Source organism: Paenibacillus sp. FSL H3-0321 (assembly GCF_038002865.1).
Classification (GTDB): Bacteria; Bacillota; Bacilli; order Paenibacillales; family Paenibacillaceae; genus Paenibacillus_AQ.
Genome location: NZ_JBBODH010000001.1, coordinates 4,186,577 through 4,207,310, shown reverse-complemented (window position 1 = coordinate 4,207,310; position 20,734 = coordinate 4,186,577). Strand labels below are relative to the sequence as shown.

Sequence of the window (20,734 nt, the reverse complement as noted above, 5' to 3'; positions counted from 1 at the left end):
CTCTCTTTATAGGGTGCTATTCGAGAATATCCTCGTCATTGCCGGCGTCCATTTCAGGCTCAGCGGCTTCAGTAGTTTCAGCAGTTTCATCTATTGCTGTAACCTGGCCCTCTTCGCCGTCCTCGAGCTCGGACAATTCGTCTTCCTCATTCTTATCGGCTCTGCAAAGGGTGGCTACTGCATCATCCTCACGGATATTAATCAGCTTAACGCCCTGCGCATAACGGCCCATGGTAGAAATCCCATCCATACTCGTACGAATCAAGGTCCCGCTCGTTGTAATGATCATCAGGTCTTCGTCTTTCTTAACAACCTTCAAGCCAACAACCGGTCCATTCTTATCCGTAAGATTAATGGTCTTGATTCCCTTACCGCCACGGGTTTGTGAACGATAGTCGCTGGCAGGTGTACGTTTGCCGTAACCCTTAGTCGTTACGATCAACACCTCAAGCTCCTTGTCCACGCAGTCCATTCCGATCACATGGTCATTGTCGTCCAAGTTAATCCCTTTGACCCCTGTTGCACTGCGGCCCATAGAACGTACATCGTTCTCGGAGAAGGTAATCGACATGCCGCGGGCAGTACCGATAATCAGATTCTGCTCTCCGTCTGTCAGCTTAACTTCGATCAAGGAGTCTTCCTCACGAAGATTAATGGCAATCAATCCGCCTTTGCGGATGTTGTTATAATCTTCAAGCGGCGTTTTCTTCACGATTCCTTCGCGGGTAGCAAAGAACAGGTATTTGTCGCTATCCGCTTCCTCTACCTGGATGACTGCACTGATCTTCTCACCCTGTTCAATTTGAATCAGGTTGATGATCGGCGTCCCCCGTGCAGTACGTCCGAGCTCAGGAATCTCATACGCCTTGATCCGGTACACTTTGCCCTTATCGGTAAAGAACATGAGGTAATTATGGGAATTACTCACGAAGAGATGCTCCACGAAATCCTCATCCTTGGTATCCATCCCGATCACACCGCGGCCTCCACGCTTCTGGCTGCGATATGTGCTCACCGGCAGACGTTTGATATAACCGGTATGCGTAATCGTAATGACAACCTCTTCACGCGGGATCAGATCCTCGTCAAGAATGCTTTCTTCGCCGACAGTGATTTCGGTGCGGCGGTCATCCGAAAATTTATCACGGATTTCCTGAAGCTCGTTGCTGATGATATCCAGCACGAGATGCTCATTGGCCAGAATTTCCTTATACTCGGCAATCTTGACTAGCAATTCATTATACTCGTTCTCAATTTTTTCCCGTTCCAATCCGGTCAGGCGCTGCATCCGCATATCGAGAATTGCTTGAGCCTGCTCAATACTGAGGCTGAATGTTTCCATCAAGCCTTCACGGGCGATATCCGTCGTACGGGAAGCTCTGATCAGCGCAATAACCTCATCCAGATGATCCAGTGCAATACGCAGACCTTCCAGAATATGCGCCCGTGCCTCAGCCTTCTTCAGATCAAAGATCGTACGCCGGCGGATAACTTCGATTTGATGCTGTAAGTAGTGATACAGCACGTCGCGAAGATTCAGGATCTTCGGCTCGTTGCCTACGATAGCCAGCATATTGATACCGAATGTAGATTGCATGGCAGTATGTTTGTACAAGTTATTGAGTACGACACTTGGATTGACATCACGCCGCATCTCAATTACAACGCGCATACCGTTACGGTCGGACTCATCACGAAGATCGGTTATTCCCTCGATCCGTTTCTCGCGTACCAATTCTGCAATCTTTTCAACCAATCTCGCTTTGTTGACCTGATAAGGCAGTTCATGCACAATGATCCGCGCTTTACCATTGTTCTCCTCAATGGTTGCTTTAGCACGCATCGTAACCGATCCGCGTCCTGTACGGTAAGCTTGGCGAATACCTTCACGGCCCAAAATATAGCCCGCTGTAGGGAAATCCGGCCCTTGAATATATTCCATAAGCTCCATAGGTGTGATCTCTGGATTCTTGATCATCGCCTGTACGCCATCAATGACTTCACCCAGATTATGCGGAGGAATGTTGGTAGCCATCCCTACAGCGATCCCGGATACCCCGTTAACGAGCAGGTTAGGATAACGCGCAGGCAAAACTACAGGTTCATTCTCTTCACCGTCATAGTTAGGTGCGAAATCAACTGTTTCCTTGTTGAGATCGCGAAGCATTTCTCCGGCGATTTTGGACAGGCGTGCCTCGGTATACCGCATTGCTGCCGCCATATCTCCGTCAATGGAACCGAAGTTCCCATGGCCGTCTACGAGCATGTAGCGCATGGAGAAATCCTGCGCCATCCGTACCATCGTCTCATAAACAGCGGAGTCCCCGTGAGGATGATACTTACCGATAACCTCACCGACGATTCTCGCTGACTTCTTGTGAGGTTTATCCGGAGACATTCCAAGTTCCGACATCGCAAACAAAATGCGTCGGTGAACAGGCTTGAGTCCGTCCCGCACATCTGGCAAAGCCCGGCTTACAATGATGCTCATTGCGTAATCCATAAAGGATTCGCGCATTTCCTCACCAATGTCCCGATCTTTGATTTGCGGGTTATTTTGTTCAGCCATGAGTTGCTGGACCTCCTTCAGTTAAAAACCGCTACCCTTTATTATATTACTTTCACAAAAGCAGCACAATTAAACACTATAGATTTATATCTTCTATATTCATTTCTTTTGGCACAGTCAGGGGTAAATGCCCTTTCCGCCAATGTCTTCGTTACATAGACTGTAAAGACAAGAAGATTGGTTATATGGCCCTGGTTTTGTCCAAAATGACATAACCCCATATCCTTATATTATAACATTGTTTAGTTAGCTTGTCCTAAAATTTCAGCTTTCCAGATTCATCATTCAGATCAACCCACAAAACTTTAAGTTTATACTTTCGAAGCAAGTTTTGTACGAGGAGAATTCAATGCTGTTACGCTCACAAAACTTTTAAGGAGGAAGATAATGAGGATTCAACGGGTCTCCAGCAAATGGGCAAAAACTAAAGTTATCCTGCAAAACCGCCTACTGGCAATCTTCATCCCTGAAACACGAAAGTACAGTTTGGCCGCTCTTAACGAATTGCTCGGAACCTACGGGACGGTATATATAAAACCTGACCGCGGGACTTATGGGAATGGTGTGATGCGAGCCGAGCAGCGTACGGTGAATTTAAGTCCCAGCGGACAGCAGCCGGTCAACGGAGATTACGGTACTGGAAGCAGTGAAGCCGCGGTTGAACAAAAAATAATGTATATCTTGCGTCATGGTTTGGAGGCAGAAGCATTCTCCACAACGGAGGAGCTGCATAATGCTTTGAAGCCGAAGATTAAAGGACGCTCCTACTTAATCCAACAGGGAATTGATTTGCTCCGGCATGCTGACCGGCCGTTTGATTTGCGGGTACTGACGCAAAAAAGACCGGATGGAGGGTGGGAAACAACCGGAATGCTGGGCAGAGTCGCCGCTCCGCAAAAGATTGTGACCAATTATCATAACGGGGGAAGTGTCTTTACCGTCAATGCGTTGTTTAAAGAACATATGGGCCCGGCAGAGATGGCATCCACGCTTCAGTCGTTAAAATCCCTGGGTGTAAAAATCGCCATGCAGCTTGAAACAGCCTACCCTGGGCTTAAAGAGATCGGGCTTGATATCGCCCTGGATCAGCATCATGATGTATGGCTGCTTGAAGTGAACACCCTTCCCTCCATCATTGCCTTTAAATTAATTCACGACAAATCTATTTATCGCAAAATTCATCGTTATGCTGTGGCGTATGGACGGTTAAAGAGAAGAAAAACAGCAGTCTCCCGCCGGTAACCCCTCTCCTGAGCAAAAGATTGCCCTAAACTAAAAGAACCTCCGGTTTCTATTCGCCAAGGAATAGAAAACTGGAGGTTCTTTGCTAAGAACATATGCTTCAGCCCTGTATGAGGGCCGGAGTACGCATATGATTAAATATCAAGGTTCCGAACAGATTGGGCATGTTCCTGAATGAACTCGCGACGCGGCTCGACGTTGTCGCCCATCAGCGTATCGAAAATTCCGTCAGCCAAGATGGCATCATCAATCGTTACCTGCAGCATCATGCGGCTCTCAGGATCCATGGTGGTATCCCAAAGCTGGGTGGCGTTCATTTCTCCCAGACCTTTGTAGCGCTGAACATTTACCTTAACATTCTCACCAAAGGTAGCAATGATCTCATCACGTTCTCTCTCACTTTGAGCATAGCGGATGACTTTGTTGCGCTCAATTTTGAACAGCGGCGGCTGGGCAATATAAATATAGCCAGCTTCGATAATCTTCCGCATGTAGCGGTAGAAGAAGGTCAACAGCAGAGTCCGGATATGGGCTCCGTCGACGTCGGCATCAGTCATAATAACAACCTTGTGATAACGCGCCTTGGACAGATCGAAGTCCTCGCTGATCCCGGTTCCCAGAGCAGTAATAATCGCCCGGATTTCGGCATTGGATAGGATACGGTCAAGCCGTGCTTTCTCTACGTTCAGGATTTTACCGCGCAGCGGCAGAATCGCCTGGAAGTGACGGTCCCGGCCCTGCTTGGCTGATCCACCGGCAGAGTCACCTTCGACGATATACAGCTCACTGATCGAAGCATCCTTGGATGAGCAGTCTGCCAGCTTACCCGGCAAGGCACTGACTTCAAGGGCGCTCTTGCGGCGGGTCAGTTCACGGGCTTTGCGGGCAGCCTCACGGGCACGTGAAGCCTGCAGTGACTTCTCGAGCACCCGCCGGGAAACCGCAGGGTTCTCTTCCAGGAATTCCTGCAGCTTCTCACCGAACAAGGACTCTACAATCCCGCGGACTTCACTGTTGCCGAGCTTGGTCTTCGTTTGCCCTTCGAATTGCGGCTCAGGAATTTTCACGGAAATAATCGCCGTCAATCCTTCACGAACGTCATCTCCGGTCAGATTGTTGCTGCTGTCCTTGATCACGCCGGTCTTGCGGGCATAATCATTGATGATCCGTGTCAATGCACTCTTAAAGCCGGATTCATGCGTTCCGCCTTCATGCGTATTGATATTGTTGGCAAAAGAGTAAATGTTCTCTGTGTACGAATCGTTATATTGCAGAGCTACTTCAACCGCAATCATATCCCGTGAGCCTTCCACGTAGATCGGATCCTCATGAAGTGCCTCTTTTTTCTCGTTCAGATATTTCACATATTCCACGATACCGCCATCGTATTTGAAAGTATTGGAAACGCCAGTCCGCTCATCCAGCAATGAAAGCTCGATTCCCTTGTTAAGGAACGCCAGCTCGCGGATACGGGTAAGGAGCGTGTTGTATTCGAAGACTATCGTTTCGGTGAAAATCTCCGAGTCTGGATGAAAGGTTGTAGTGGTACCCGTCTCGTCGGAATCTCCGATAATCTTGATATCATATTGCGGTGCACCGCGTCTGTATTCCTGCTGGTAGACGTGGCCGTCACGTTTGACGGTTACAACTACCTTCTCGGATAATGCGTTCACAACCGATATCCCTACACCGTGAAGACCGCCCGAAACCTTATATCCGCCACCGCCGAATTTACCACCTGCATGCAGGACAGTCATTACAACCTCAAGCGTCGATTTCTTCAGCTTCACGTTCTCACCGACAGGGATACCCCGTCCGTTATCAATAACGGTCACACTGTTATCCTCATGAATAATCACTTGAATCCGGTCGCAAAAACCTGCCAGCGCCTCATCGATACTATTATCGACGACCTCCCAAACCAAATGATGCAGACCTTTAGCGCTAGTGGAGCCAATGTACATGCCGGGACGTTTCCGAACAGCTTCCAGCCCTTCCAGTACCTGAATCTGGCTCTCATCATATGTCGGTTGATTCATTGACATGCCTTCACCTACTTCTTTCTGATTATCTCTTGTAACCTGAAAAGCTTATATTTCCAACAAGATTTTGGCTCTTTTTTTTAGAGTGGAGGAGGAAATAGGGGAGTAGTACACAGTATTTTTGGTCACGACAATGGACTTCGCTTCCTCTTCACCGATTCGTTCCAGTTTTTTATCCTGCTGGGAATGAACAATGAACTGCTTCGACACCTTCGAGGATTTCTCAATCGATATATCAAATATAGCAATCAGCTCTGAGGATCGAATAATCTTTTCTCCGCCCAAATGAATATACATTCTCTTCCTCCGCTCTTTATAACTCCACTTTTCCATCATGAACATGGTATAGGCTTGCGCCTTTTAATTTATCGGCACTTAAACTTTCCACACCGGTGGCAGTGATGAAGGTTTGTACCTTGCTTTGAAAGGTTTCTATAAGCTGAGTCTGGCGGTAAGGGTCAAGCTCGGACAAAACATCATCAAGAAGCAGCACAGGATACTCCCCGATTTCTTCATGGATCAGCTCGATTTCCGCCAGCTTGAGCGATAAAGCTGCCGTGCGCTGCTGCCCCTGAGAACCGTAGACCTGAGCTTCTCTTCCGTTGATAAAAAAGGACAGGTCATCCCGATGGGGACCCGTCAGCGTCATGCCGCGCCTAATTTCCTGATCTCTTGTTTGTGATAACTTTAACATAAATTTGTCTAATAAGACAGCTTCATCTTCCTCGTCACGCTCGCCGAAAGAGGGGACGTACAGCAATTTCAGCTCTTCCCCGCCGTTCGTAATGCCCCGGTGAATGCTTTCTGCCCAGATTTGCAGCTTCTTTATGAATTGTTTCCTTTTTTTGACGATTTTAACACCATGCTCTATAAGTTGGGCATCCCATATTTCCAACAGCTCCTTGCCTGCTGCTTCTTTGCCCCATAGCTGCTTCAGCAGATTGCCTCTTTGCAGGAGCACCTTCTGGTATTGCTGCAGATGGAAAAGATAACTTGGCTGTACCTGGCCAATCTCCATATCAAGAAACCGGCGCCGTATTCCAGGTGTCCCTTTGACGATCTCCAAATCTTCCGGAGCGAACATCACCACGTTGAGCGATCCGACGAATTCACTGAGCCGGCGCTGTTCCAGCCCGTTGATTCTGGCTTTTTTGCCTTGGGCGGACAAGGTCAGCTCCAGCTTCAAGTCGCCATATTTACGTTCCACCTCGGCAACAATTTGCGCGGATCCTCCGGGAGCATCGAAAGAAATGAGTTCCCGGTCCTTCGAGGTACGGTGGCTCTTGGTCATCGCCAGGACGAACAGAGCCTCCATGAGGTTTGTTTTGCCCTGGGCATTCTGACCGAGAATCAGGTTCACATCGCCCAGGCTCTCCAGACGCAGCAGCCCGTAGTTACGGTAATGCTGCAGACCGATATTTTTAACAAACACGAACCTCTGCCTCCTTGGGTGAACTACTCTTTTATTCCGCCGCCTTCAATCTCGAATGCGCCGTTGTCCTGAACCTCTATTGTATCACCCGGATAAAGCTTTCTGCCACGTCGTTCTTCTTTTTCTCCGTTAACCTTCACGTAGCCTTCCTGCAGCAGCGCCTTCGCCATGCCGCCTGTGGATACGCAATCCGAAAGCTTCAAGAACTGATCCAGCTTAATATATCCACTGTGGATAAGTATTTTTTTCATGTTTTTTATCCTTCCCACCACTTATCCACAGGTCCGTGAACAGCGGCGTTTAATTTGTTGTTCGGTACGGCAGAATGACATACAAACTGCGGCTGTCATCCAGCGGTTTAAGAATAATCGGACTCATCATACCGGTGAAGGCGATGACGAGCTGCTCGCTTTCGACAACTTTCAGGACATCGAGCATATATTTGGAGTTGAAGGAGATTTTGAGCGGTTCGCCTTTGAAATCAAGCACTTCAAGTTCTTCACGGACCTTTCCCAGCTCTGACGAGCTGGAAGAGATCTCAACATCGCCGTTCTCCAGTGTCTGCATACGCACAATGTTTGTTTTTTCTTCACGGGACAGCAAATAAGCGCGGTCAATCGATTCGCTGAGTTTTTTTGTATCCAAAGTTAGTTCTGTTTTGTAGTTGGTCGGAATAATTCTAGAAGTATCCGGATAAATTCCATCCAGAATCCGCGAATAGAACAGCACTTTGTCGATTTTGAAGAGCACCTGATTATCGGCCACGACAATATCCACCAGCATATTCTGGTCCGGTATGATTTTGCTTAGCTCATTCAGCGTTTTGCCGGCAATGACAATGTTGGCGAATTGGACACTCTCGGTCCCTTCCAGATGTGCAGCTCTTGTGGCCAGACGGTGGCGGTCGGTAGCTGTAAATTTAAATTCGTTCTCACTCAGATTCCACAGAATCCCTGTCAGAATCGGCGTTGTCTCTTGGGTGGAGATGGAGAAAGCGGTTTGTTTAATCATATTTTTCAGCAAATCACCTGGAATTGAGATCGTTTCGTTCTCCTCGATGCTCGGCAGCACTGGGAATTCCTCGGGGTCAAGACCTACGATCTGAATTTCCGTGGAGCCGGAAGAGATATAGGTTTGAAAGCCCTCTTTGACTTCCATGTGGATTTCTTTGGAGGGAAGCTTCTTGATGATCTCGACGAAAAACTTGGCTGGAAGCACAACGCTGCCTGGCTGTTCCACTTTTACGATGGTATGGCTATCATTCTCTGCAGGTATGAAGGACTGGATGGAAATGTCCGTATCACTTGCAGTCAGGGTAACGCCTTGATGGCTTACCTCCAGCTTAATGCCGGTCAGAATGGGGATCGTGGTTCTGCTGGAGATTGCCTTGGATACGTGCCCGATTGATTCGTTGAGTTCATTTTTAAGAATGCTGATTTTCATGATTTCACTCCTAGCTGAAAAATTGGGAAATAGGTGTACGTAATTCCTCTTCGAAACCTGCTCTTAGAAGATGAATTATTATAGTTATTTAATAGTATTAGTAGTAGGGGCGCCGTTTATGTGGATAACCCCGGAAACAGCATAAAATTAAGCCTATCCACATGTGTATAGATTGTGCATAGGCTCTTTGTTCCTCTTAGGAAGGATTTTTAATTTTCTCCGCAAGATTATTTACCACTTTGTACAACTCCTGGTCTACCTTTAATTGCTGCGTAATCTTCTCATGGGCATGTATAACTGTCGTATGGTCACGTCCCCCGAAAGCTTCTCCGATTTTGGGAAGCGAATAATCCGTTAATTCACGGGAGAGATACATAGCGATTTGACGTGGAAAAGCTACGGCTTTGGTGCGTTTGCGCGCCTTGAAATCTTCCATGCGCAAATTGTAATATTCGCCGACCTTTTGCTGAATATCATTCATGGTGATCATCTTCGGCCGGCTGGAAGGGATGATATCCTTCAGTGCTTCGGCTGCCAGATGAGTGGTTACGTCCTGGTTGGTAAGCGATGAGTAGGCAACAACCCGGATCAATGCGCCCTCAAGCTCGCGAATGTTCGTATCGATCTGGTTGGCGATGTACATCATGGCCTCATTGGGGATATCCAGGTTCTCCGCCTTGGCTTTTTTGCGCAAAATGGCAATCCGCGTCTCCAGATCAGGCGGTTGAATATCGGTAATGAGTCCCCATTCAAAACGGGAACGAAGCCGTTCTTCCAGAGTGGGAATTTCCTTTGGGGGACGGTCGCTGGAGATAATAATTTGCTTGCGTTCTTCATGAAGAGCGTTAAACGTATGGAAAAATTCCTCCTGCGTTGACTCTTTGCCGGCCAGGAATTGAATATCGTCAATCAGCAGAATGTCAACGTTGCGGTATTTGTTACGGAAGCTTTCACCGCGGTTGTCACGGATGGAGTTGATGAATTCATTCGTGAATTTCTCGGACGAGATGTAGATAACCTTATTGTTAGGGTTATGTTCCAGGACGTAGTGTCCGATGGCATGCATTAGATGAGTCTTCCCGAGACCCACCCCGCCGTACAAAAACAAGGGGTTATACGCTTTGGCAGGCGCTTCCGCTACAGCCAGAGAGGCTGCATGCGCAAACCGGTTGCCGGAGCCGATAACGAACGTATCGAAAGTGTATTTGGGATTAAGCAAATGAGTCTGCGCTTCTTCACGCGATACTGCGGGAGAAGGCGTCATCTGCTGGATTACAGGCTCTATGGGCTTGTTCTCCTCAATCACAAATTTGACGTCAACCTGTTGTCCGGTAACTTCATAAACCGTAGCTCCTACCAATTTGGTGTAACGACTTTCCAGCCATTCTACGGCAAACGTTGTAGGTGCCGAGATGATAATGGCGTGCTGGCTAAGAGTTAATGCCTTCGTAGCCTTAAACCATGTATCGAAGCTCGGTTTGCTTAATTTGGTTTGAATAATCGATAATATTTGCTGCCATAATTCGGAAGTATGGCTGTCCACAGACTGTCACTCCTTTAAATCTTCCAAATGTGGCATCAGCCATGAAGTGGAAATGTCGAAGAAAATGGGTTAGTGCTGAATCTTATCCCCAATATGCAATATCAAGAGACAAAAAAATATGGATAAATTTGAATTGTTCACAACTTTATCCACAGCTTGTTGATAATATATAGAACAAACAAATCTATTCACATTCAAAAGTAATACCATCATAGCAAATGCCCCCTTACTTTTCAATGAGCGACACCATTTTATCCACAAATTCAAGCACTTGTGTATAATTTTTAAGAACAACACTACATATTGTTGATAATTTGTTTACCGTTCGACAGTTTCCGTCATGACTTCGATTTTTTTATACACAGGTTGTGCGCATGTGTGATTAGTCGACTTCATTTTTTGCGCACAGGTGGATAACTGTAAAACGCTGTGGATTAAATTTTTGGATCGGTGGATTGTGGATAAGCGGATTTAGATGAGGGGGAGTAAGGTTGGAGAGACAAGGTTGACTTTTTCGCACATTATGTGTTTAAATATATAAAGGTGTTTTCTGTGAGGATATGTCTTCAAATTATAATGACAATACTTGTAGATACTGTCCCTACTCAAAAGAGCGGCTTAGTCCGTTTCTGCTAATATGACAGTAATTAAGTTCCTGTAAGGGAGGTGCAATACATGAGACCGACGTTCAAACCGAATGTGAGCAAACGCAAGAAGGTGCATGGTTTCCGCAAAAGAATGAGCACGAAAAACGGCCGCAAAGTGCTGGCAGCCCGCCGCTTGAAAGGCAGAAAAGTTTTGAGTGCGTAAGTTAGGCCACTTAAGGACCACTGCGGTGGTCCTTTTTTAAATATAAGGGGGCTGGACAGGTGGATCATCTGATTCGCTTCCTTATATAGCCTGAGAAACGGATATCGCCCTTTATAATGGAGGAGGTTCCGTTTTTCACGAGTGCATGAATATTTGTTAAGCTCTGCAGAGGATGTTGGCTACACTTTGCGGGGCTTTTTAATGTATGCGGATGTAAATGAAGGAATAAGCCATATGTCCGGACTCAACCGTTTATGGCGGCAGCCGGATGACTATACTAATTAGAAGAAAAATTCCGGAGCTCATCGTGTCCGGTCTTTGAATAGGAGATTCCCGTGCACAAAAGATTACGATTACGAAACCGTGCCGACTTCAGTCGCGTATATCGCCATGGGAAGTCATTTGCGAATCATCAATTTGTAGTGTATTGGTTCAGCAGAAAAGAGGTGGAGCGGTTCCGGTTGGGTGTGTCGGTTAGCAAAAAGGTCGGAAACGCCGTTGTCCGTAACCGGATGAGACGACTGGTGAAGGAAATTATCCGTCATCATGAACCGGAAATTGCCGGCGGGCTGGACATGGTCTTCATCGTTCGTAAAGGAGCACTTTCCATGGATTACGCCGAGCTGGAGAAAAGTGCGCTTCATGTGCTGCGCAAAGCCAAGCTGCTCAAGGCTTCACGCAAGTAAGGGGCTTGTTTATTTGTATTCATAATTATGGTATGATTTACGGTGCAATGGAATGTTTATGAGAGGGGTTTTGAAGTGTCTCTATTGAAGACTAGACGAGGAAAACAATTTCTTCTCCTCGGCCTAATGGTACTGATGATTGCTGTTCTGTCAGGGTGCGCTCCATCATCAGCGGTTACGCACACTACGGAGGATTTGAAGAACGGAAGCTTTTGGCAAAGTAATGTCGTTTATTATTTCGCCATAGCGCTCGATACTTTCGCAAAATGGTTTGATGGACAGTATGGACTAGCCGTACTTGTAATGGTTTTGATCGTCCGCACATTAATTTTGCCGCTTACCATGAAGCAGGTAAGGAGCTCGCGTGCGATGCAGGCCATTCAACCGGAACTCCAAAAGATCCAGAAAAAATATAAAGATCAGCCTGAAAAAGTACAGCAAGAAACGATGCGCCTGTTCCAGGAGAATAAGGTGAATCCGATTTCCGGCTGTCTGCCGCTGATTGTGCAAATGCCGATTTTTATCGCTCTTTACAACTCGATCTATTACAACCCTGCTCTGCGGGAGCATTCGTTCTTGTGGCTCCAGCTCGGCAAACCCGATCATCTGTTCATCCTGCCGTTGCTGGCTGCCGCTACTACATTCCTGCAGACCAGAATGATGACCAAGATGAATCCGGTTCAACAGCAGGGCCCTATGCAGTTCATGATGATGGTATATCCGGTTCTGATTTTCATCATGTCCTACAATTTCCCTTCAGCACTTCCACTGTACTGGTTCTACAGTAACCTTTACACCATTATTCAGAACTACTTCTTATACCGCAACAACGATAAGACCAAATTGGCTGTTGCAGGTGCCGGTAGCAGCAGTGAAGTTAACCTTGTGAAGAGCAAGAATCCTGCTTCCGTTACGAAAAGCAATGGAAGCAAAGGATCGAAGGGGGCCAAAAAGTCAAAATGAGCAAAATCGTCGCAACAGGGAAAACCATTGAAGAAGCTGTAGAACGGGGACTTAACCAGCTTGGAGTTCAAAAGGACCGGGTCACGGTCAACGTACTTGAACAGCCGTCAAGAGGATTCCTTGGATTGATCGGTGCGAAGGATGCCAAGGTTGAATTAACCTTAATTGCCGAGGCCGCACCGGCATCAGCGGCGAGTGCTCCGTCAATGCCTCAGCAGTCATCTAGAGAGAGCAAACAGGAGGCTGTCGGCGGCGTGCCGCGCCAAGATTCCGGACAACCGGTGGAGGAAGCATACCAAGAAGCCGTTCATTTCATCGTGGATGTCGCCAAGAGTATGGGGCTTGAGGTAGAAGTGGAAATCGTTCATACAAAGGAATCGACCATTCTGCAAATTTCCGGTCCGGATCTGGGGCTGCTGATCGGCAGAAGAGGACAAACTCTCGATGCTTTGCAGTATTTGGCTAATATTGTGGCCAACCGTTATTCTGACAGTTTCATCCGGCTGGTGCTGGATGCGGAGAATTTCCGCGAACGCCGCAAAAAGACATTGGAAGAGCTGGCTGACCGGCTTGCGGGACGGGTAGTTCGAACCCGTAAAGAGGTTGTGCTGGAGCCGATGTCACCGCAGGAACGGAAGATTATACATGCCAGACTGCAGGATCACCGGCAGGTTAACACCCTTAGTAAGGGTGAAGAACCGAATCGCCGTGTCGTTATAACATTGAAGTAGAGACTAATATTGCCGCAATGACTCCTTGACCAATGTAAGGGGTCATTGCTTTTTTTAAAATAGAAGAAAGTATAGATTATATCGAGGTGAATAACAGCATGCTTAGTGACACCATCGCTGCCGTATCGACGGCATTAGGCGAAGGGGGAATTGCGATCATCCGGGTGAGCGGCCCACAGGCCATCTCCCAGGTCGCACCCTTATTCCGCAGCCGGGTCCCGCTGACCGAAGCGGAATCGCATACCGTTCATTACGGTCATATTATAAGTCCGGCTGACGGTGAACGAATGGAAGAAGTACTGGTAACCGTGATGAAGGGGCCGCGTTCTTTTACAACAGAGGATGTAGTGGAGATCAGTGCCCATGGCGGGGTGATTTCGGTTAGAAGAGTGATGGATCTGCTGTTACAGCAGGATATCCGATTAGCTGAGCCGGGTGAATTCACCAAGCGTGCTTTTTTGGGCGGACGAATTGACCTTTCCCAGGCAGAAGCGGTAATTGATTTGATTCGTTCCAAGTCGGACCGTGCTTTTTCCGTTGCGCTGAAGCAGGTTAGCGGTTCTTTGTCCCAGCGTATCGACTCCCTGCGCCATACCCTTATCGAGACGCTGGCGCATATTGAAGTGAATATTGATTATCCCGAACATGATGTGGAATCCTTAACCGCCGAGTTTATTAAAGACAAGAGCAGTGAAGTAATGGACGGCATTAATAAGCTGCTCAAGACTGCTAATGAAGGTAAAATTTTGCGCGAAGGCATTACGACAGCTATTGTGGGCCGTCCCAATGTCGGTAAATCATCCCTGCTGAACGCACTGGCTCGCGATAACAAAGCGATTGTAACGGATATTCCTGGAACAACGCGTGATGTCATAGAGGAAATTGTAACGATTAATAATATACCGTTGAAGCTGCTGGATACAGCAGGTATTCGTGAAACCATGGATGTGGTGGAAAGAATCGGGGTAGAGCGTTCCAAAGCAGCTTTTAGTGATGCTGACCTGATTCTGCTGGTGCTGAATGCAAATGAAGAGCTTCATGAAGATGAGCTGGAACTTATGGAACAAATCCACGGTAGACAAGCGTTAGTCATCATGAATAAAATGGACTTACCGGCACGCCTGGATAAAGCCAAGCTGCACGAATATTTTAGCGAGGCCAGCATTGTCCCGATGTCGGTACTGGAAGAGGAAGGTCTGGATAAACTGGAAGAAGCTATTTCGGAGCTCTTTTTTGGCGGCAAGCTTGAATCGGGCGATTTGACTTATGTAAGTAATGTACGCCATATCGCTCTGCTCAAAAAAGCGCATAGGTCGCTTCAGGATGCGTACGAGGCTGCGGAGATGCATATTCCAATTGATATGATCCAGATCGATGTAAGGTTGGCTTGGGAGCAGCTTGGAGAAATTATCGGGGATACTGCTGCCGATTCTTTGCTGGATCAAATTTTCTCGCAATTCTGTTTAGGCAAATAGCATGCTTCTTGCGAATGATTCATTAATGAGTTATTGCAGATCATGTTCATCATATTACTGCGATTGAAACGCAGCCTTTGGGGAGGAACAAGACATGAGTTATGAAGGAGGCAGCTATGACGTTGTTGTCATAGGCGCCGGACATGCCGGTTGCGAGGCTGCTCTGGCGGCTGCACGCATGGGCTGCAATACGTTGATGATTACGATAAACCTGGATATGGTAGCGTTTATGCCCTGCAATCCGTCCATTGGCGGACCAGCTAAGGGCCATGTAGTGCGCGAAATTGATGCCCTCGGCGGTGAAATGGGCCGCAACATTGATAAGACATACATTCAATTGCGTATGCTTAACACAGGCAAAGGACCCGCAGTCCATGCCTTGCGCGCGCAAGCGGATAAATTCCTGTATCAGCATGCGATGAAGGAAACGATGGAGAAAACGCCTAACCTAACGCTGCGCCAGGGCATGGTGGAGGAGCTTATCGTTGAAGACGGCCGCTGTGTAGGTGTAATTACGAAGACAGGTACGGTGTACCGCAGCAAGACGGTAATTCTGACGACTGGAACTTATTTGCGGGGCAAAGTGATTATGGGTGAGCTGACATATGAGAGCGGGCCGAATAATCAGCAGCCTTCAGTACGGTTGTCCGAAAATTTGCGTGAGCTTGGTTTTGATCTGGTGCGCTTTAAGACGGGGACACCCCCACGTGTGCATAAGGATACGATTGATTTTTCCAAAACGGAAATTCAGCCGGGTGACGACAAACCCAAGTTCTTCTCATTTGAAACGAAGTCGTCGCAGAATGAGCAGCTTCCTTGCTGGCTCACCTATACCTCTGAAGTGACTCATCAGATCATTAATGACAATCTTCACCGGGCGCCGATGTTTACTGGAATAATTGAAGGAACAGGACCCCGTTATTGCCCTTCTATAGAAGATAAAGTTGTCCGTTTCAGCGATAAATCCAAACATCAGATATTCCTTGAACCGGAAGGAAAAAACACATCGGAATACTATGTACAAGGACTTTCCACCAGTCTTCCTGAAGATGTTCAGCTGGCGGTTCTCCGTTCGATTCCAGGGATGGAGAAGGTCGAAATGATGCGTAATGGTTATGCGATTGAATATGATGCCATGGTTCCTACACAGTTATGGCCTTCACTGGAAACCAAACGTTTGCCTGGGCTGTTCACTGCCGGTCAAATCAATGGAACCTCCGGCTATGAAGAGGCAGCAGGGCAGGGGGTTATGGCAGGCATTAATGCAGCGCGGAAAGTTCAGGATAAAGAACCGGTTGTACTTGATCGGTCACAAGGTTATATTGGCGTACTGATTGATGATCTGGTGACCAAAGGAACTAATGAACCATATCGTCTGCTTACCTCGCGTGCGGAATACCGTCTGCTGCTTCGCCATGATAATGCTGACCTGCGTCTGACGCCTATCGGACATGATATTGGTCTGATCCCAGAGCAGCGGTATGCGGCTTTCCTGGATAAGAAAGAGCGTGTTGAACGTGAAATCGTCCGGCTCCAGGAAACTAAGGTGAAACCAGTGGAGGTCAATGATGCGCTTGCGGGTTATGAGTCTGCCCCAATCGTAGATGGAAGCAACATGCTTACTCTGATGCGCCGCCCTGAGCTTACGTATAGTTTCGTGGACCAGGTTTCTCCTTCTCCTGAAGCACTGGACGAAGAGATGAAGGAGCAGGTTGAAATTCAGATTAAATATGCCGGATATATCGAGAAACAGCTGCAGCATGTGGAAAAACTGCAAAAGATGGAGAAGAAGAAGATTCCTGAGAGTATCAACTATAACGAAATTCATGGATTGGCAATGGAAGCGCGGCAGAAGCTGACTAAGATTGCTCCAATCTCAATCGGGCAGGCTTCGCGGATAGCTGGGGTAACACCAGCAGATATTTCGATTCTTCTTGTACATTTGGAGCATTTCAATCGTGTGACGGCAGCGAAAGGATAATCTATGGATAATACTGTAGCACAGTTTGCGGCTCTACTTCAGGAACAGGGAATCAAGCTGAACCCGGAGCAGCTTAAGCAATTTGAGCTTTATTATCAGGAACTGGTTTCCTGGAATGAAAAAATGAATCTCACCGGAATTACCGAACGGGATCAGGTATATACCAAACACTTTTATGATTCCCTTTCACTTGCTTTCTATTTAAAGATGGATGATGCGAAAAGCCTGGCTGATATCGGATCAGGAGCCGGCTTCCCAGGAATTCCGCTTAAGATTTGTTTCCCGCATTTGAAGCTGACAATTGTTGATTCACTAAGCAAACGAATTTCCTTTCTCCAGCATGTATGCGATACACTGGGTTTAGAAAATGTTCAATTGATTCATGGCCGGGCAGAGGATGTATCCCGACAATTTGTTCATCGCGATGCCTATGATATAGTTACGGCCCGGGCGGTTGCCCGTTTATCCCTGCTGAATGAATTCTGTCTTCCGTTTACGAAAAAAGAGGGTGTGTTTGCAGCAATGAAGGGCAGTGATCCTGCTGAGGAACTAAAGGAGGCGAAGTTCAGTTTCAAGGAGCTTCGCGCTGAACTGCAAAAGGTTGAATCCTTCAGTTTACCCGTAGAGGAATCTGCGAGACATATCGTTATTATTCGTAAGACAGGAGCCACACCAGCAAAATATCCGCGTAAAGCGGGAATTCCGGCCAAATCTCCTTTGATCTGATTGTTTCACGTGAAACATCGTTTGAGAGAATGAATGCTGTAAAGATCAAGTCCTTATTCCTTAGGGCTTGATCTTTTTTTATGTTTCTCCATAGCTATATTCGTGGCATACATTGCAGGAAAAATAGGTCCATATGGAGAATAGGATTATGAGCGAAAAAGTGATAGAATAATATAGTAAGACTTTTAGGAAGGGTTGCACTCCCGATTTTGCAGATTTTTCATCTAGAAAGAGATTTTTGCGCCGGGAACCGCCACCGAAAGAACTGCAATATCTTTTGGAATGAAGTCAATAGAAGCTTTCTTTTTGCTGTACGATACGATAAGCTTTTCGCTAGACAGGGTCAAGGCGATCGTACTATAACGAAATTAGGTGGTAATGAACGGAATGAAAGAACAATTCACCAAGCTTTTTGGATTTACCGAGCGGAGCAGCGGAGAAGAGATCAAACAAATCCCGGTTCATGAGGTCATCAGCAGTCCTTATCAGCCACGGACTATTTTTGATGACGACAAGATAGACGAGCTTTGTCAGACTATCAAAACTCACGGTGTGATCCAGCCTATTGTCGTGCGGATGCGCGATTCCCAGTATGAGATTATCGCAGGTGAACGTCGCTGGCGGGCTGTGAAGAAGCTTGGTCTGGAGACAATTCCGGCTATTGTTCGTGAGTTCAATGATTCGCAGGCTGCATCTATTGCCTTAATCGAGAATTTGCAGCGTGAAGGTTTGACCTCAATTGAAGAAGCTATCGCCTATCAGAAATTGATTGATCTTCACCAATTGACTCAAGAAAGCTTGGCACAGCGTCTCGGTAAAAGCCAGTCAACAATCGCGAATAAAATCCGCTTGCTGCAATTACCTGAACAGGTTAAAACTGCACTTATGGAACGCCAAATTACAGAACGGCATGCCCGTTCCTTATTATCTCTAGACAGTGTGGAAATGCAGTTGAAGGTGCTCGCGGAGATTATTTCTAAAGGTCTAAATGTTAAGCAGACAGAGGCAAGGATCGCATTTTATAAAGCTGTGAATCAAACCAAAAAATCCAAACGGGTTTCCTATACAAAGGATGTCCGGCTCGCTCTAAATACAATTCGTCAATCCATAGATATGGTATCAGGTTCTGGAATGGAGATTAAAACCTCGGAAAATGACCGCGGTGACCATTACGAGATCGTGATTCAAATCCCAAAAAGATAATTCGTTTTAAAAGCTGAAGGCGGCCCTGAGGTGATTGGCCGCCTTTTCTGTGACTTGAACCGGAGTATATCACATAAGACAGAAATGAAATGATACTTGTATATTTGTCTATATTTCTCGCAAAAAGTGATGCCGTATTCAATTTACGATTGCGCCGTAAAACAACTCACGACCTACAAGATGATTTTTCCTAACAATTCGAGGTGAAATAAGTGTCCAAGATTATTGCCATAGCAAATCAAAAAGGTGGAGTCGGTAAAACGACAACCTCTGTGAACCTTGGTGCCGGTATGGCTACTTTAGGGAAAAGAGTGCTTCTTGTCGATATTGATCCGCAAGGCAACACTACAAGCGGCGTTGGCGTCAACAAAGCGGATGTAGCAAATTGCATTTATGATATTCTTATTAATGAAGTGAATCCTCAGGAAACGATATTGGAAACACAAATTGAGGGGCTTCATATTATCCCGGCAACGATTCAATTGGCAGGTGCGGAGATTGAATTGGTATCTACAATTTCCAGAGAGCTGAAGCTGAAGAAGGCGCTTAATGCGGTGAAGAGCAATTATGATTATATTATCATTGATTGTCCTCCATCATTGGGCATCCTTACCATTAATTCGCTGACGGCTGCGGATTCAGTGATTATTCCTATCCAGTGTGAATATTATGCCCTTGAAGGATTAAGCCAGCTGCTTAACACTGTACGGCTCGTGCAAAAGAACCTCAACCCGCATTTAAAGATTGAAGGGGTATTGTTAACCATGCTTGATGCCCGGACTAATCTGGGGATCCAAGTCATTGAAGAAGTGAAAAAGTATTTCCAGGAAAAGGTTTACAAAACGATTATTCCACGTAATGTACGATTGAGTGAAGCGCCTTCCCATGGGCAATCCATTATTACTTATGATACCCGTTCCAAAGGAGCGGAAGTGTACTTAGAGTTGGCAAAGGAAGTGATCTCTTATGAGTAAGCGTTTAGGGAAAGGTCTCGATGCGTTAATTCCATCCTTGTCTATTAATGAAGACGATAAGGTTGTGGAGATACCTTTAGGGCAATTGCGCGCTAACCCTTATCAGCCCCGTAAGGACTTTAATGAGGAAGCCATACAGGAGTTGGCTGAATCCATAAGACAACATGGTGTAATCCAACCGATTATTGTTCGCGCTGTGCTAAAAGGTTATGAAATCATCGCTGGTGAACGCAGATTCCGAGCTTCACAATATTGTGGAAAAGCAACCATTCCTGCTGTTGTGCGAAGTCTTAGCGATCAGCAAGTTATGGAAATTGCCCTGATTGAAAATCTGCAGCGGGAAAATTTAAACGCGATGGAAATCGCAGTTGCTTATCAAGGGTTAATGGATCAATTTTCGCTTACCCAAGAGGAGCTTTCACTGAAGGTAGGTAAATCAAGATCGCATATCGCTAATTTCTTACGACTGCTGACTTTACCGGAAGAAGTGAAGGAATATGTTTCACGTGGAACAATTTCCATGGGACATGCTCGGGCAATCGTTGCCTTGAAAGATCCGGAGACGGTGAAACAGTTAGCGGATCAATGTGTGGAACAGCAGTGGAATGTCAGACAGTTAGAAGAGGTCGTAAAGAACCTGGACCGTAAACCTGCCAATGGCATAAAAGCGAAAGTTGTTAAACGTGATCCATACATTGATAATGTTGAGGAAGGGTTGCGCGAGCGATTCAAAACAACAGTGAAGATTAAACAAGGTAAAGAAAAAGGCAAAATTGAAATCAATTATTACAGTGCCCAAGACCTGGAAAGATTACTGGAACTATTGGGAAACTGATTTGGATATCTGTGCCCGAAAACATATCCTGAGATATCCTTTAGCGGATATGGAGGGGTGTGTTTTTTAAATGAGAAAA

The 20,734-nt window shown here is 46.5% G+C and carries 18 protein-coding genes; 11 read left to right on the top strand and 7 right to left on the bottom strand.

Features of this window, described 5'->3' with window-relative positions; all coding sequences use genetic code 11:
• Positions 1-16: 16 nt before the first annotated feature.
• Positions 17-2,569, bottom strand: coding sequence for a DNA gyrase subunit A (gyrA, locus tag MHI45_RS18695; RefSeq protein ID WP_341119285.1), 2,553 nt, complete (start codon positions 2,567-2,569; stop codon positions 17-19).
• Between the two features lie 387 nt (positions 2,570-2,956).
• On the opposite strand from gyrA, the gene MHI45_RS18690 reads away from it, so the two are divergent.
• Entirely contained in the window at positions 2,957-3,811 is an 855-nt protein-coding gene (locus MHI45_RS18690; RefSeq protein WP_076114401.1) for a YheC/YheD family protein, read from the top strand.
• A 134-nt stretch (positions 3,812-3,945) separates the two neighbouring features.
• Here MHI45_RS18690 and gyrB read toward each other — a convergent pair whose 3' ends face one another.
• The 6 genes from gyrB to dnaA form a co-directional block, all read right to left on the bottom strand.
• Positions 3,946-5,856, bottom strand: coding sequence for a DNA topoisomerase (ATP-hydrolyzing) subunit B (gene gyrB, locus MHI45_RS18685; RefSeq protein WP_341119284.1), 1,911 nt, complete (start codon positions 5,854-5,856; stop codon positions 3,946-3,948).
• A 45-nt stretch (positions 5,857-5,901) separates the two neighbouring features.
• Positions 5,902-6,150: an extracellular matrix regulator RemB gene (gene remB / locus MHI45_RS18680; protein WP_076114400.1), complete on the bottom strand. Its 249-nt coding sequence runs from the start codon at positions 6,148-6,150 to the stop codon at positions 5,902-5,904.
• A 16-nt stretch (positions 6,151-6,166) separates the two neighbouring features.
• Positions 6,167-7,285: a DNA replication/repair protein RecF gene (gene recF / locus MHI45_RS18675; protein WP_038584292.1), complete on the bottom strand. Its 1,119-nt coding sequence runs from the start codon at positions 7,283-7,285 to the stop codon at positions 6,167-6,169.
• A 23-nt stretch (positions 7,286-7,308) separates the two neighbouring features.
• Positions 7,309-7,536, bottom strand: a complete 228-nt coding sequence (gene yaaA / locus MHI45_RS18670; protein WP_038584289.1) for a S4 domain-containing protein YaaA — start codon at positions 7,534-7,536, stop codon at positions 7,309-7,311.
• A gap of 49 nt (positions 7,537-7,585) precedes the next feature.
• Entirely contained in the window at positions 7,586-8,728 is a 1,143-nt protein-coding gene (gene dnaN / locus MHI45_RS18665) for a DNA polymerase III subunit beta (RefSeq protein WP_076114399.1), read from the bottom strand.
• A gap of 196 nt (positions 8,729-8,924) precedes the next feature.
• The gene (gene dnaA, locus MHI45_RS18660; RefSeq protein ID WP_076114398.1) at positions 8,925-10,271 is read right to left on the bottom strand and encodes a chromosomal replication initiator protein DnaA; all 1,347 of its coding nucleotides are present in this window, start codon (positions 10,269-10,271) and stop codon (positions 8,925-8,927) included.
• 675 nt (positions 10,272-10,946) lie between these two features.
• Between dnaA and rpmH the strand changes: the two genes are divergently transcribed.
• From rpmH to MHI45_RS18610, 10 genes are all read left to right on the top strand, one after another.
• On the top strand, positions 10,947-11,081 hold the full coding sequence (gene rpmH, locus MHI45_RS18655; RefSeq protein ID WP_019914530.1) for a 50S ribosomal protein L34: 135 nt from the start codon (positions 10,947-10,949) through the stop codon (positions 11,079-11,081).
• 335 nt (positions 11,082-11,416) lie between these two features.
• Positions 11,417-11,767 carry a ribonuclease P protein component gene (gene rnpA, locus MHI45_RS18650; protein ID WP_038598273.1) on the top strand — a complete coding sequence of 117 codons (351 nt, stop codon included), beginning with the start codon at positions 11,417-11,419 and terminating at the stop codon, positions 11,765-11,767.
• Between the two features lie 75 nt (positions 11,768-11,842).
• Positions 11,843-12,730 (top strand): YidC/Oxa1 family membrane protein insertase, encoded by an 888-nt coding sequence (locus MHI45_RS18645; protein WP_076114397.1) that lies wholly within the window; start codon positions 11,843-11,845, stop codon positions 12,728-12,730.
• The gene (gene jag, locus MHI45_RS18640; protein WP_038598268.1) at positions 12,727-13,461 is read left to right on the top strand and encodes an RNA-binding cell elongation regulator Jag/EloR; all 735 of its coding nucleotides are present in this window, start codon (positions 12,727-12,729) and stop codon (positions 13,459-13,461) included. Before MHI45_RS18645 ends, jag begins: the two co-directional genes overlap by 4 nt.
• Positions 13,462-13,559: 98 nt before the next feature.
• Positions 13,560-14,936 carry a tRNA uridine-5-carboxymethylaminomethyl(34) synthesis GTPase MnmE gene (gene mnmE, locus MHI45_RS18635; protein ID WP_341119283.1) on the top strand — a complete coding sequence of 459 codons (1,377 nt, stop codon included), beginning with the start codon at positions 13,560-13,562 and terminating at the stop codon, positions 14,934-14,936.
• Between the two features lie 94 nt (positions 14,937-15,030).
• Positions 15,031-16,917, top strand: a complete 1,887-nt coding sequence (gene mnmG, locus MHI45_RS18630; protein WP_341119282.1) for a tRNA uridine-5-carboxymethylaminomethyl(34) synthesis enzyme MnmG — start codon at positions 15,031-15,033, stop codon at positions 16,915-16,917.
• 3 nt (positions 16,918-16,920) lie between these two features.
• On the top strand, positions 16,921-17,643 hold the full coding sequence (gene rsmG, locus MHI45_RS18625; RefSeq protein WP_341119281.1) for a 16S rRNA (guanine(527)-N(7))-methyltransferase RsmG: 723 nt from the start codon (positions 16,921-16,923) through the stop codon (positions 17,641-17,643).
• A 387-nt stretch (positions 17,644-18,030) separates the two neighbouring features.
• Positions 18,031-18,846 (top strand): nucleoid occlusion protein, encoded by an 816-nt coding sequence (gene noc / locus MHI45_RS18620; RefSeq protein ID WP_076111692.1) that lies wholly within the window; start codon positions 18,031-18,033, stop codon positions 18,844-18,846.
• Positions 18,847-19,058: 212 nt separating this feature from the next.
• Positions 19,059-19,820, top strand: a complete 762-nt coding sequence (locus MHI45_RS18615) for a ParA family protein (protein WP_038598260.1) — start codon at positions 19,059-19,061, stop codon at positions 19,818-19,820.
• On the top strand, positions 19,813-20,655 hold the full coding sequence (locus MHI45_RS18610) for a ParB/RepB/Spo0J family partition protein (RefSeq protein ID WP_340895750.1): 843 nt from the start codon (positions 19,813-19,815) through the stop codon (positions 20,653-20,655). Before MHI45_RS18615 ends, MHI45_RS18610 begins: the two co-directional genes overlap by 8 nt.
• Positions 20,656-20,734: the final 79 nt, after the last annotated feature.